The organism is Candidatus Flexifilum breve, assembly GCF_016713355.1.
On the sequence record NZ_JADJPI010000035.1, the window covers coordinates 668,559 to 681,904 of the forward strand.

At 60.7% G+C, this 13,346-nt stretch carries 10 protein-coding genes; all 10 read right to left on the reverse strand.

What is annotated here, in order from left to right:
* Window positions 1–210: 210 nt before the first annotated feature.
* Window positions 211–1,347: an exo-beta-N-acetylmuramidase NamZ family protein gene (locus IPK17_RS25905; protein WP_343420587.1), complete on the reverse strand. Its 1,137-nt coding sequence runs from the start codon at window positions 1,345–1,347 to the stop codon at window positions 211–213.
* Window positions 1,344–2,873, reverse strand: coding sequence for a beta-N-acetylhexosaminidase (gene nagZ, locus IPK17_RS25910; protein ID WP_343420588.1), 1,530 nt, complete (start codon window positions 2,871–2,873; stop codon window positions 1,344–1,346). Before nagZ ends, IPK17_RS25905 begins: the two co-directional genes overlap by 4 nt.
* 41 nt (window positions 2,874–2,914) lie before the next feature.
* Entirely contained in the window at window positions 2,915–3,109 is a 195-nt protein-coding gene (locus tag IPK17_RS25915) for a hypothetical protein (protein ID WP_343420589.1), read from the reverse strand.
* Window positions 3,091–4,134 carry an ABC transporter ATP-binding protein gene (locus tag IPK17_RS25920; RefSeq protein ID WP_343420590.1) on the reverse strand — a complete coding sequence of 348 codons (1,044 nt, stop codon included), beginning with the start codon at window positions 4,132–4,134 and terminating at the stop codon, window positions 3,091–3,093. Before IPK17_RS25920 ends, IPK17_RS25915 begins: the two co-directional genes overlap by 19 nt.
* Complete coding sequence (locus IPK17_RS25925) at window positions 4,131–5,147, reverse strand: ABC transporter ATP-binding protein (RefSeq protein WP_343420591.1); 1,017 nt, start codon at window positions 5,145–5,147, stop codon at window positions 4,131–4,133. Before IPK17_RS25925 ends, IPK17_RS25920 begins: the two co-directional genes overlap by 4 nt.
* 1 nt (window position 5,148) lies before the next feature.
* Complete coding sequence (locus IPK17_RS25930; protein ID WP_343420592.1) at window positions 5,149–6,330, reverse strand: ABC transporter permease; 1,182 nt, start codon at window positions 6,328–6,330, stop codon at window positions 5,149–5,151.
* A gap of 2 nt (window positions 6,331–6,332) precedes the next feature.
* Window positions 6,333–7,433 carry an ABC transporter permease gene (locus IPK17_RS25935; protein ID WP_343420593.1) on the reverse strand — a complete coding sequence of 367 codons (1,101 nt, stop codon included), beginning with the start codon at window positions 7,431–7,433 and terminating at the stop codon, window positions 6,333–6,335.
* Window positions 7,434–7,542: 109 nt separating this feature from the next.
* Entirely contained in the window at window positions 7,543–9,309 is a 1,767-nt protein-coding gene (locus IPK17_RS25940) for an ABC transporter substrate-binding protein (protein WP_343420594.1), read from the reverse strand.
* 187 nt (window positions 9,310–9,496) lie between these two features.
* The gene (locus IPK17_RS25945; RefSeq protein ID WP_343420595.1) at window positions 9,497–10,375 is read right to left on the reverse strand and encodes a DUF6438 domain-containing protein; all 879 of its coding nucleotides are present in this window, start codon (window positions 10,373–10,375) and stop codon (window positions 9,497–9,499) included.
* Between the two features lie 96 nt (window positions 10,376–10,471).
* Complete coding sequence (locus IPK17_RS25950) at window positions 10,472–13,336, reverse strand: GAF domain-containing sensor histidine kinase (protein WP_343420596.1); 2,865 nt, start codon at window positions 13,334–13,336, stop codon at window positions 10,472–10,474.
* Between the last annotated feature and the right edge of the window lie 10 nt (window positions 13,337–13,346).

The following is a 13,346-nucleotide window of genomic DNA, read 5'->3' on the forward strand; positions in this document are numbered from 1 at the left end:
TAGAGCGAAGATGTGTAGAAATGATGTGTATCGTGTGTCGGGGTGATGTCGATTCGTCACTCACACGGCTGATTTTGCACAACGTTTCGCCCGTGCCAAGCTGACTGTCCACTAAACGCGAGTCAGTCCATTCGCTAGCGGGGTCGAGCAGCAGAATCCAGAGCAGGTGAGCCTTCATTGCTCACCCGCTGAAATGGTCAGGCTGTCCGTTCACGGGTAAAGCAGCGCCGCACGCCGCAGGCTGTCAAAGGCGACCAAAGCGTCACCCCACGAGTCGACAATCTGATCCGCCGACTCACCCGCGTCGATCTGCTGGCGCAGCGTCGAATTTCCGGCGAGCTTATCGAAGAATGACGTGTTCCATTCAAATTGATTGGGATAGCGATGCCGAATCGCGCTGATGACACTGATCCACACCGGCAGCGGGCGAAAATCATCATCCAACCGATGCACCTGTATCCCCTGACAGACTTCGCCGGCGAACTTGCTGCTCGACGGCTGGAAGCTGTGCGGGCGAAATGCAACGCCGCGCAGGCCGGATTTTTCAAGTTCGGCGATCAGCGGGTAGGGGTCGATAAAGGGCGCGCCGACGATCTCGAATGGCAGGGCGGTGCCACGGCCCTCGCTCAGGTTCGTCCCCTCGACCAGACACGCGCCCGGATATTGGTACACCGTGTCGAGGTGCGCCATTGCGGGCGAAGTCGGCACGAAGGGCAAGCCTGTGTCTTCCCAACGCAACCTGTGCTGATAACCACGGCATTCAATCACACTTAACTGCGCGGGAGTGGGATTCCACTGCGTATTGAACAACCGCATGAGTTCACCAAGTGTTAGCCCATGCTGAATCGGAATCGGCGCGCGTCCGACCGCTGAGGCGAGCCGTATGTCGAGCACCGGGCCATCAATACGACCGCCGAGCGGATTCGGTCGATCCAGCACCATGACCGGAACGCCCGCTGCGCCTGCCCCTTCCAAGACCTGACTCACCGCCCACGCATAGGTATAAAAACGCGTGCCAATATCCTGCAGGTCGCACACGAGCACGTCAATGTCGGCGAGCATCGCGGGCGTCGGTTGGATCGACTGCCAGTTGCGGTACAGGCTGTGCACGGGAATTCCGGTGCGCGGATCAAGGTGTGATTCGATGCTCTCTTGATCGGCGGAAGCGGCAAAACCGTGTTCTGGGCTGAACAAAGCCGCGAGATGAACGTGTTCGCGCAGAATATCAACCGTCGAGCGCAATGCGCGATCCACAGCGCTCGGGTTCGCCAGCAAGCCAACGCGTTTTCCGGCCAACGCCGCGAAACCATCGTCCCGCAACCCTTCGATACCCGTCCGTACCGTCATGTGACCGCCTTGAGTTCAAACGGCAGCTGGCTCGTCGGCTGAAAGTCACCGGCCAGTGCCGCAACGGCCGCTTCAAGCGCCGGGACTGTGTCGCCCAATGTGCACAGAATGGCATCGGCGTCGCTGAGCACTACCGCGTCATACGGGCTGCGCAAACAGATGACGACCGACCGCCGCGCTGCGCCAATCAACTGCTGCGCCGCCGCGATCAGTTCCGGGCGCAGATGCGCCGACCGTACCGCGATGACCGCCGTGTCGGCAGCCCGTACCAGCGTTTCCGCCGCATCGAGCGGTGTGCCGGGCGGGAGCGTCATGCTGCGCGCGTCCGGCATTCGCGCCGCGAGCGCCTTGCCGAGCCCGGTCAAGCCGCCCGCTTCTTCTATCCCGCTGTTCAGCGTGGAGACGAACTCCACCAGTGCCACGCTGCCCGTCACCGGGAGCGCAGCACCGGCTTTGACCACACACAACCCGGCTCGAGCCGCATCCGCTGCTGTTCGCAGGTGTTCCGGCGTCCGCACCACGTCGAGATCACCGGGCGGGGCGCTGAACCGGGCTTTGAGCGCAGCCATGCGGCGGTTAGCGTCGAGTACAAGATCCGTAGGCACACGCCCGGAAATAACGGCGTCGAGCACCGCCGCATATGCGGCTTCCTGCACAGTGCGCGTGTGCGAAAACAGGATCGAATCCATGCCCGCCAGTGCTGCCAGCACCGCCGATTCGCCCGCGCCATAGTGCCGGGTGATAGCGCCCATTTCCATGCAATCGGTCGAGATCACACCGTCAAAGTGCAGTTCTTCCCGCAGCAACCGCTTCGCGACGATGGGCGACAGCGTCGCCGGGTAATCCGGATCGAGCGCGGTGTAAATCGTGTGGGTTGCCATGATCGAGGCGATGCCCGCGCCGATCACCGCGCGGTAGGGGATCAAGTCGAAAGCCAGCACATGCTCCAAGGGTGTCGCGAGAGTGGGCAAGTCAACATGCGTGTCAACAGCCGTGTTGCCCAAACCCGGAAAATGTTTGGCACACGCCGCCGCCCCACCCCGCTGCACCCCGCGCGCAAACGCCGACGCCATCACCGCGACCTGTTCCGGATCACGACCATACGAGCGCGTGCTCAGCGACGGGTTGTCGAGGTTGTAGAGCAAATCGACGACCGGGGCGTAGTTCCAGCCGATGCCAAGCGCGCGTAGTTCTTCCGCAATCGCGGTGCCTACGTCTTCGGCCAGCGCTTCGCCATTGCGAGCGCTCGACAATGCCATCGCCGACGGAAACTCAGTGAAGCCTTCCCGCAGGCGCGTGACCGTGCCACCTTCCTGATCAATGCTGATGATTACGCCGTAGGTCGCAGCTTCATGCAGCGCGCGCGTCATGGCGGCAACCTGCTGCGGCGTGCTGATATTGCGCGCGAACAGGATCACCGTGCCCACGCGCCCGGCGCGCAGCCATTCCAGCAGATAATCGGGCGGGGTCAGCCCTTCAAAGCCGACGCCCATCATTTGTCCGACCAAGACTTCGGTGCTTACCATGCCTTATTCCTAGTTATGTTGTATTCAGTCGCGCCGTTTGCTTAGGGTTGATCGTCACTTTTGAGCCGGCGCATCACAACGATGGTGCCGACCACCAAGACAAGCCCCAGCGCAGCGCTGCACACGCTCAAAACGAACTGTGGACTTTCGCGCGGCTGAACGAAGGTCATGACCAGCCCACAGCCGCCAATCATAAAACCGAGCCGCAAAAAGCCGCCTAGGGCGTCGGCTGCCATAGTTCAAGTTTTCCCTGCTGTAAGGGGATGCACGCCACGGCCTGTGGGTGATCCGGCGCGGGCTGCAGCGGCGGCACATCGACATCGCACACGCCCGGCACGAAATATGGGCAGCGCGGATGAAATGCGCAGCCGCGCGGAATCGCCGTCAGGCTGGGAATATCATCCGAGCGCAAGCGCAGTGCCTGCTTGTGGCGCGTCAGGTCGGGGTCGGCTTCCGGCACGGCAGCCAGCAGCGCCCGGGTGTAGGGGTGCGCGGGGTTAGCGATCACATCCGGCGTCCGCCCAATTTCGACAATCCGCCCCAGATACATCACCGCGATGCGTCCATCCCACGCGAAATACTTCGCCAGCGCCAGATCATGCGTAATGAACACGATGGAGAGCCCCAGACGGTCGCGTAAATCGTGCAGCATCTTCAACAAGCTGATGCGGATGCTCACATCGACCATGCTCACCGCTTCATCCGCGACGATCAGGCGCGGCTGCACGGTCAAGGCGCGGGCGATGCTCACCCGCTGTCGCTGCCCACCGCTCAACTGATGCGGGTATTTGCCGACAATATCCCCCGGCGGCGTCAGATCGACCATCGTGAGCAGTTCCCAGATGCGGCGGCGCAGTGCCGCCCCCCCGTTGACCATCCGATGGCGCTTCAGCGGAAAACTGAGGATGTCGCCGATGGTGTGCGCCGGGTTGAGCGAAGCGAACGGATCTTGATGCACAATCTGCATCTCGCGCCGGATGAGTTTACGCTCTTTCGGGTTGTACTCCTCCAGCGTCCGCCCATCAATCAGCAGATCACCGCCGCTCGGGTCAAGCAAACCGGAGATGATTTTGCCCGTCGTCGTCTTGCCGCAGCCGCTTTCGCCGACCAGGCAGATGATCTCTTGCTGGCCGACTGTCAGATTGATGTCTTGGAGCACGGGGATATTCTGGCGATCTTTGACGAACGACCGGGACACGCCGCGTAGTTCGATGACGGGTGGCTTCAACTTGAGGTCGGCTTTCCCATTGCGATTGATCACAGCGTATCCACCTTCCGCGTCGCTTCTGCCGCCACGATCACCTGTTCCGCTTCATGGCACGCCGCCCATTGATCTGCTCCGTAATCGACCAGCGGCGGCACATCGACCTGGCAGCGATCAGTTGCAAAGGCGCAGCGCGGATGAAACTTGCAGCCGGTCGGCGGTTCGATCAAATCGGGCGGGCTGCCGGGAATGCTGGAGAGTGCTTCGGTTTTCGCGCTCAAACGCGGCGCGGCATTGAGCAAACTCAGTGTGTAGGCATGGCGCGACCGGTAGAACACATCGTTCACCCCGCCGATTTCCACGATTTCGCCCGCATACATCGTCGCAACTGTATCGGCAATTTCCGCCGCCACCGCGAGATCGTGACTGATGAAGATCACGCTGAAGTTAAGTTCGGCGCGCAGCACCTTCAACACTTCGAGGATCGACCGCTGCGTGAGAATATCGACCGCCGTGGTCGGCTCATCCATAATCACAATTTGTGGGCGCAGCAAGAGACTCAGCGCGAGCAGCACACGCTGGCGCATACCGCCGCTCAATTCGTGCGGGTAGGCGTTGTAGACGCGCGCCGGGTCGAGCCGCACCTGCTCAAACAGCTTGAGCGCCCGCTTACGCGCTTCCGACCCGCTCATACCGTGCGCCGCCGCCGTATCACTCACCATATCGCGGATACGAATCACCGGGTTGAGCGAATTGAGCGCGCCCTGAAACACCATCGAACATTCTGTCCACAGGTAGCGGCGCATCTGGCGGTCGCTCAACTTCAGCACATCGATCTGCTTGCCGTCCCGGTACGTATAGTTCACGCGCCCGCTGTCGATGCTGGCCGTTTTGGGGAGCTGGCGAATCAGGCCGAGGTTGAGCGTCGACTTACCGCAGCCGCTCTCCCCGATCAAGGCGAGGGTTTCGCCTTCGTGCAGTTGAAAGGAGACGTGACTGACGGCACGCACACGTCCGCGCTGCGCTAAATAGCTGATGGATAGGTCTTTTACGTCGAGGACAACGCTCATGTTATAACCCCGTGCGCAGACGCGGATTGAAGACTTCTTCGAGCGAACGGGTAAACAGCACCAGCGACAATTGGAACAGCGCAATCGCGATGATCGGCGAGAGCAGCATGCCCGCCGCCTGCGGCAGGAACAACACGCCCTGCTGCCGCCCGGTGAAGATCATCACCGCCCAGTCCGGTTCACGCAGCGGCACCAGACCGAGGAAGACCAACCCCACAATCGAGTACATGGCGACGCGGATGGTGAAGATCAGGTTCACGGCGACATAGCTGACCATGTTTGGGAACACTTCGCGCGTGATGATGTGCCACAGCCCGAGATCGAGCGCAAACGCCGCCTGCACATAATCGCGCTCGCGCAGACTCAACACCTGCGCGCGCACTGCTCGCATCAGTGTTGGCCAATTGAGCACGGCGAAGATCACCGCCAGCATAAAATCGCTGTCAAAATTAATCAACGCGGCCAGCACAATCAGCAGGGGAAACGCCGGGATCGTCAGGATGAAATTGGCAATCGTCCCCAAGACCTGATCGACGACCCCGCCGAGCAAGCCCGCCGCCGCGCCGAGGATGACCGCTATAGCCGTCGCCAGCAAGCCCGCTTCAATCGACGTGAAGATCAAGCGCTGCCCGCCCCACACCATGTGCGAGAGCACATCGCGCCCTTTCCAGTCCAGCCCGAGCGGAAACTCGTAGCTCGGCGGCGCAACCAGCGCCAGCGCGCCGGGCTGGCGGCGGTCGGTATGGGTCGCGCCGTCGTACTCGATGAACAAAGGTCCGAAGGTCGACACGAGCAGGAAAAACATAATCCCGCAGAAGCCGAGGAAGCCGGCACGGTTGCGCGTCAAAGCGACGAGGAACGAACGAATCCCGCGCCCCAAGCCCGCCAAGCGCCGCTGAACACTTTCGAGGCGCGTTTCTTCAAACGTGATTTCGGAGAGTGCCGCCCGCGAGGTGAACGGATCCTGCCGGTTCACATGCGCATAACTCAGCACGACCGCGTAACTCAGCACAATCATCGGCAGACCGCCAAGGATACCGCAGCCAAAGCCGCTGAGGGCACACGCGACAAAGCCGAGAATCCCGGCGCGCCATTGACGGTAGCGCGCGCCCGCGGCCAGCGGCACCAACCCGCACACGAGGCCAATGATCAATCCCTGCGGCGTAGCAACCGTTTCGATCATGGCTAATCCGCCTTCTTCGCCACGCGCACGCGCGGATCGAGCCAGCCGATGACGAAATCGGCGAGGATGTTAGAGAACACCACCGCGCAGGTGATGACGAGGAAGATACCCTGCATCACCGTATAATCGCGCCCGGAGATCGCGAGGAACAGGTTTCGCCCCAAGCCGGGGTACTGAAACATATCTTCGATGATAATGCTGCCGCCGATCATAAACCCGACGCTGATCGCCAAGCGCGTCACCAGGGGAAGCATCGCATTGCGTCCGATATAGCTCGTCAGAACTCGGCTTTCCGGGAGACCGCGCGCCTTCGCCACGGCAATGTAATCTTCGCCCAACGTGCTGATCGTGCTGCTCTTCATGGAGAGCGTCCATGTGCCAACGGACGACAACACGTACACCAGCACGGGGAGGAAGGCATATTGCAGGATGCTGCCGATATATTCCAGCGTGAAGCCCGGCGTAATGCTCGGATCGACGCCGCCACGCGATGCGCCAACACGGAACCACTGCAACTGCACCCCAAAGATCAGGATGATGAGCAGCGCGATGATGTAGTCGGGAATGCCGGATACCGTCGAGGCGAAGGTTGTGATCAGGTTGTCGAACCAACTACCACGCCAGTACCCCATCGCCAAGCCCATCAGCATGCCGAGCGCGAAACTCACAATCAGCGCTGTGCCGACGCAGAACAGCGTCCACGGGAGGTAATACAGGATGATGTCGGTAACGGGCACGCCCACTCGCGTCAGTGAATCGCCGAGATCGCCGCGCACCAGCCCGCCGACGAAATCAGCATACTGTAAAAGAACCGGGCGATCCGGGTCGAAACTGAACATCGTCGCGACGGCGCGGTAGGCTTCATCATAGGTCATGGTGTTGCGCCGCATGAGTTCTTCGATCTTGATATCGATCGGGTTCCCCGGCATCAAGCGAATGAGGAAAAACGTGAAGGTCGTCACCGCCCAGATCGTGACCAGCCCCTGCACAATGACGCGCAGCCAGTAGTTTTGCGTCACGCGGCGCGCGCGTTGCAAAAACGTGAGTTGGGTACGCATGTCAGGAGCGGCGGACGTGGTCGGCGGTACAGAAATGGAAGCCAAATCGGAGTCCCTTAAGAAGACTAACTTCGGAGAGGCGGTCGGGGCACAGCAAGCTGCGCCCCGACGAACAACCCCGCGTCCCGTTGTACGGGACGCGGGGCAAACTCACTTACTGCGCTGCCTCCGTCGGGGCCAGCGTGCCATTGAGAACCAACCAGATCGTGCCAATGTCCACACCACTCGGGTTTTGCCAGATGGGATCGCTCTGATCCGGCAGACCACTGATGTAGGTGGTGTTCATCGGTTGAACGCTCAGTTCCATATTCAGCGGAATGTACCACATATTCTCGTTGATGAGCTTCGCCAGGGTGTCGGCGTTGGCCATCTGCTCGGCCGCATCCAGACCATCGCTCACATGGAGGATCATGCTGTTGAGGTCAATCGTCTCGCCGTTAACTTCCATCGCCGAGAGGTCGATGCCGATGCCGGGTTGATCGGCGGGCAGCGTGGCGCTCGTCCAGCGGCGCAACGGGTTGTTGAAGTGACCGTAAGCGAACGGCGAGGCCGCGCCCCAGCTCCACACGGACAGTTGGAAGTCGCCGGCGCGCACCGCATCGCGCGATTCCTGCCACGGCAGGGCGCGTTCGCTGATGTCGAAGCCAAAGTCGTTCAACTGCGCCGTCGCATCACGCGCCGCCGCGCTGAAGTCGGCGAAGTCCGCCGGGAAGGTGTATTCGACGCTGATCGTCGCGCCGGAAGCATCCGCCCACTTGCCGTCGGCGTTGAGAGTGTAACCGGCCTGTTCCATCAGGCTGGCCGCCATCTCGAGGTTGTATTCATAGCGATTCAGCGAGTCCAGCGTTTCCTGCGAGAGCAGAGTCTCTGCTTGCCCATCGAGGATGCCCGCCATATAGACCGTACCGGTGGCGCCCAAGCCGTTGGTCAGCAGGGCGTTCTGTTCGCGGTTGATGGCGTACGCCATCGCCTGACGGACGAGCACGTTGTCGAACGGCGCAACGGTCAGATTGAACAGCAGCACCGGGCCGTAGCCGAGCGGCATGCTCACCAGATTGATGCCCGCATCCGCGAACGCCTGCATGGTCGCCGGAGGGAACACGTTCGTCGCATGCGCCACGTCACCGCTCAGAACCAGAGGCGTGCTGGCTTCGGTTTCGCCCGCCCACAACTTGATGTCACCAAACTGAACCGAGTCAGAGAACACGCTGTTCGGCTGCCAGTGCAGCGTCATGAAGGCTTCGCCCACATCCGACAGCGCGTAGGTGTACGGACCGCTGGCGATCAGGGTTTCGGGGCGGAATTCGGCGAGAGCCGTACCAACCGCCTGCCATTCCGCGCTGTCCGACGCTGCGCCGGAGTCGATGACTTCGCGGGCCTGCGCCGCAAGTTCGCCGTAGTTGGCGCTGGCGGTGACGTATTCCTTGAGCAGCAGGCGTTCCATGTTCAGCGACGCGCCGCCTTCGGTGAAATTGAAGCGCACGGTACGTTCATCGACCGCTTCCACGCTGGTCAGCGAGTTCCACTGCGTCCAGTTGAGAATGCGGCCGAGCGTGAAGGTATCGACCACGTCCTGCGACGTCACCGGGCTGCCATCACTCCACAGCGCGCCTTCCTTGATTGTGTATTCGTAGGCGGTGTTGTCGTCCACGAAACCCCACGATTCCGCGAGCAGCGGCATATATTCATTGGTCGCCCACATGTAGAACGCGGGCGGCAGTTCAACGTATGAACGGTACACGACGCCGAGGTTGTCATTCAGACCACCGCTGGCATAACTGTTGAGGTGATGAGTTCCCGGAGCCACATAGGGCCACGTCCCAAGCCAAGTACCCGTGGGGGCGTCTTGGGCGGCCGCGGGCGCAACGACGAGACTGAGCGCGAAAATCAGCAGCGCGATCACGAAAAGCAATCGTTTCATGCGATTTTCTCCAACCAAGAATAGTCTATACGTGGTCTAGTCCACACTGTACCACGATTTCACTCTATCACCTTGTTACCGCCTATGCAAGCAATTCGTCAACATTGACAAACGGCGTCTTAACAAACGAGCCTCTCCGATTGGGAGAGGCTCGTTTGCTACCAACATCAGCGGTGAACGCCACGCTTTAGCCCGCGACCCACTGCTCCACGTTGGCGAGACGGTCAATCGCCTCCTCAAACCACACCAACCCGACCGGCGCATTCGGGTCACCGTCGTAACGGTTGATCGCCTTGAACTGATCATCCCAGGTCAAGGACGTGTACACATACGATTGATCGGTCATGAGTTGGTTGAGATACTCATCCTGCCAACCGAAGTAGCCCGAATTCGCGGTGTGCATGGCGAGGAATTCAACCTGATCCGGCTCAACCTGAGCGACGCGCACACCCAGCTGGTCAACATGATCCATCCCCAGATAGACCACAGTGCCATCCGCAAAGACCGCCACGCCATACACCGGGCAGGTACCGAAGCACGCCGTACGCTCGAGCGTCATGACAGGCGTATTGAAGCCTGACAGTGTCGCGAACTGGGGCGCGACGCCGGTCCACTGCGCGCTGGTCGTGACGATATCAATCCATGCCTCAATATAGGGCAGCGCCAGCGGGGCTGAACTATCCCCGGCATAGCGGGTGATCTGCTTGGTTTCGCCATTCTGCGTGACCGAGGTGATGACGGTCGGCAAGTCGGTGACGGTCATTTCCGTATACTCGTCAGCCCACTCAAAATAGCCGAGGGCAGTGATCTCTGCGACCAGCTTCTCGACCACTTCCGGTTCGAGCGTGAGCGTCCGTGTGCCTTCGGCGGCGACAAAGCGCTCGCCCTTGTAGACGACCGTGCCGTCCGTGTAAATCGTGATGCTGTACGCCGGGCACGTGCCAAAGCACACCCCACGCTCCAGCGTAACGGCGATCTCTCCGTCTTGGGCCGCGACCGGTGCGGCGAGCGCTGTGACCAGCGTCAGCAGGACGGCGAAGATCGAAAAACTGCGCAAGCTAGACATACCTGTTTAACCCTTTCAGCTAGACAATCCTAGCGTGTTACTCGACTTGTAGGACGTTCCCAATGGGTGAAAAGTTCCCACCGTGATCTGCGGAGACTAGAGCTGAATGGTGAGCGTGATGCAAGTCCCTGCGCCAACAGCGCTTTCAATCGACAGCGTCCCGTTGAGGGCGGTCGTCCGCTCGCGCATCGACTTCAGCCCGAGATGCCCGGGGAACGACTGCCCGGTGTCAAAACCCAAGCCGTCGTCGCGGATCTCCAGGCGATAGCCCGAAGCGTTTTCAACGAGCGAGAGCTGGATGTGACTCGGCTGCGCATGCTTAATAGCATTGTGCAGCGCTTCCCGGGCGATGCGATAAAGGTCAGATTTGGTGGCCAACGACAACGGCGGTTCGGCACAAAACTCCGTGGTGATGTGAATCCCGTGGCGCGCTCGCAGCGCATCTGCCTGTTTGGTCAGCGCGCTGATTAAACCTTCCTCTTCAAACGACTCCGGGCGCAGTTCAAAGATCAACGTGCGCATTTCCGCGAGGCCCACTTCGGCCAGCGAGAGGATGTAGCTCACCGATTCACCAATACGTGAGGGATCGCTCTTGATAAAGGCGCGCGCGGAATGCCCCCACAGGCTGATGCTGTACAGCACCTGCGACACGGAGTCATGGAGTTCGCGGGCGAGTCGATTGCGCTCTTCCAGCGCCGCCAACTGCTGCGCCTGCACCGCAAACCGTTCTGCCGCCTGCCGCGCGGCCTCCGTCTCTTGCTGCAGGCGAATACGCTCCACCGCGCCGCGAATGTAGTCGCCAACGCCGGACACAAGGCGGCGCTCCTGCAGAGAAAAGGATCGCGGCACGCTGCTCTGAAAGGTCAAGGCGCCAATCCAGCGACCATGCACATAGAGCCGGATGCTGATCACCGCCTGCAGCCCGCGGTCCAGATACCGGGCAACAGTGGCCGCATCGAGACGATCATCGCGGGCAACATCTTCGATGACAATCATGGAGTCGTGCGCCAATTTTCCGGTGTAGGCGAGCGCCTCGCGCGGAATTTTCTGTCCGATCAAGACGACAAGTTCCCCCGTCCCAGCGACAAGCTCGACATGAGCGGCGCGCTCGTAATCCCACCCCTCCCAGAAGTACAACCCGACCATGATGGCACCGCTGATAATGCCCAGCATGGCGTGCACCAGTTCAGTATAGGTATTGGCAGAATTGATCGTCTGGCCGATGTGATACAGCAGGTCGATCTCCTGATTAGCCGCTTCCAGTTCGGCGGCGCGGCGTTGAGTCTGCTCCAGCAGATCACTGTTGATGCGCGCCAATGCTTCCGCCTGCTGGCGTGCTGCTTCCGTTTCCTGCTGCAAGCGCACGCGCTCCACCGCAGCCACGACCAGATCGCCTATCGCGGCGAACAGGCGGATTTCGCGCTGCGAGTAGTGGCGCGGACGCGAGCTGTGGAACGTGATGCCGCCCTGCCAGCATTCGCCAATGTACAACGCTGGCCCCATAAACGCGCGGATATTGAGCTGCCCCCAGTTTGCGGCGGTGACCGCATCGACGCGGGGATCGGTGTGAGCGTCCTCGAAGAGCCACACCCGCTGACCAAACATGTGCCGGGCGATGGGAAAATCCGTTTTTGGCAACCGCGCCCCAGATTGCAGCACCCCGGTCCCGGTGCGGTCAAAAACGACCACGACTTCCAGAAAGTCTGCCGCTTCCCAGTCGAGATTTTCCCACAGCATGAGCGTGACCACATCGGCTTCGGGGTCAAAATACGCGACCGCTTCGACGATCTCGGCGTAGCTGTTGGCTTTGTTGATCACCTCGCTAGCGCGATACAGCAGATTCAGTTCTTGATTCGTCTGCTCCAGCTCGAGCGCGCGCCGCCGCGTCTGATCCAGTAGGCGCAGCGAGTCGATCACGGGCGCGGTTTGGCGCTGCAGTGCGGTCAGAATGCGCTCGTCGCGGGCGTCGAACTCGTGCGGGCTATCCCACAGGAAGTAGATGACGCCAATCCAGCGTCCTTTGCTGATCAAGGGGAGCGCCACAAACGCGCGCACCCCGAAACGCGCCAGCAGCGCCCGACTGGCGCTGTTCGCCCGCTCGGAACTCATGACATCGGCGATCAGCGTGGGCTGCTCAGGATGCGATAGCCACCGTTCCGGCAAGCTACGATCCGGCACGGAGAGCTGCCAGCCGATTCCCATCACCTGCGACTCGATCAACGACCACTCAGCCACCAGTTCGAGCCAACTGCTGTCCAGTTCATCGACGTAGAACAGATGCCCGCTCGCCGCGCCGTTATCGCGCACATAGCCGCTGACCGCTTCGAGCACCTCCTGCGGCGTGACGGACACCAGCAGTTGACTGGAGAAGTCAAAGAGGATCTCGATCTCGCGCTTGGCAATTTCCAATTCGACGGCGCGATCCAGCGTTTGTTTGAACAGGCGAATGGTAGCGACCGCCGACGCGGCGTACTGCTGGAGCGCACTGAACAGGCGCAGGTCATGGTCACTGAAGTGATGCGGTTCACCCCAACTGAAGCTGATATTGGCGATCCAGCGACTATTGGCATATAGGGGCAGTATCGCCACCGCCCGAATACCAAACTGTTCCACCAACAGCAGTGTTTCGGGGCCAACCAGCTCCGAATTCAGCAGGTCTTCGACGAACAGCGGCGTGGTCGGCTCGGCGAAGCTCTTTTGCAGCAAGCGTCGATCCGTCACTCGGAGACGTTCGCCAATCAAGGTGGTCGTACCCGCATCGAGCTTCCACTCGGCGACGATTACGAGCCATTCGGGCTGGAAATTCTCAAAATACCCCAACGAGCCGACGATGGCACCTTGGGCGCGGGCATAGCCGCTGACAGCTTCCAGGATTTCTGAGGGTGTTGAGGCAATGATGAGCTGCTGCGAGGCTTGATACAGAAAATCCATCTCCTGAGGCAGTAGGATGGGTTGAGTCACGCCGCAGTAT

Bases quoted from the DNA above. Each gene is read 5' to 3' on its own strand.
- IPK17_RS25905 (WP_343420587.1), bottom strand. From the start codon at position 1,347: ATGACGGTACGGACGGGTATCGAAGGGTTGCGGGACGATGGTTTCGCG.
- nagZ (WP_343420588.1), bottom strand. From the start codon at position 2,873: ATGGTAAGCACCGAAGTCTTGGTCGGACAAATGATGGGCGTCGGCTTT.
- IPK17_RS25915 (WP_343420589.1), bottom strand. From the start codon at position 3,109: ATGGCAGCCGACGCCCTAGGCGGCTTTTTGCGGCTCGGTTTTATGATT.
- IPK17_RS25925 (WP_343420591.1), bottom strand. From the start codon at position 5,147: ATGAGCGTTGTCCTCGACGTAAAAGACCTATCCATCAGCTATTTAGCG.
- IPK17_RS25930 (WP_343420592.1), bottom strand. From the start codon at position 6,330: ATGATCGAAACGGTTGCTACGCCGCAGGGATTGATCATTGGCCTCGTG.
- IPK17_RS25940 (WP_343420594.1), bottom strand. From the start codon at position 9,309: ATGAAACGATTGCTTTTCGTGATCGCGCTGCTGATTTTCGCGCTCAGT.
- IPK17_RS25945 (WP_343420595.1), bottom strand. From the start codon at position 10,375: ATGTCTAGCTTGCGCAGTTTTTCGATCTTCGCCGTCCTGCTGACGCTG.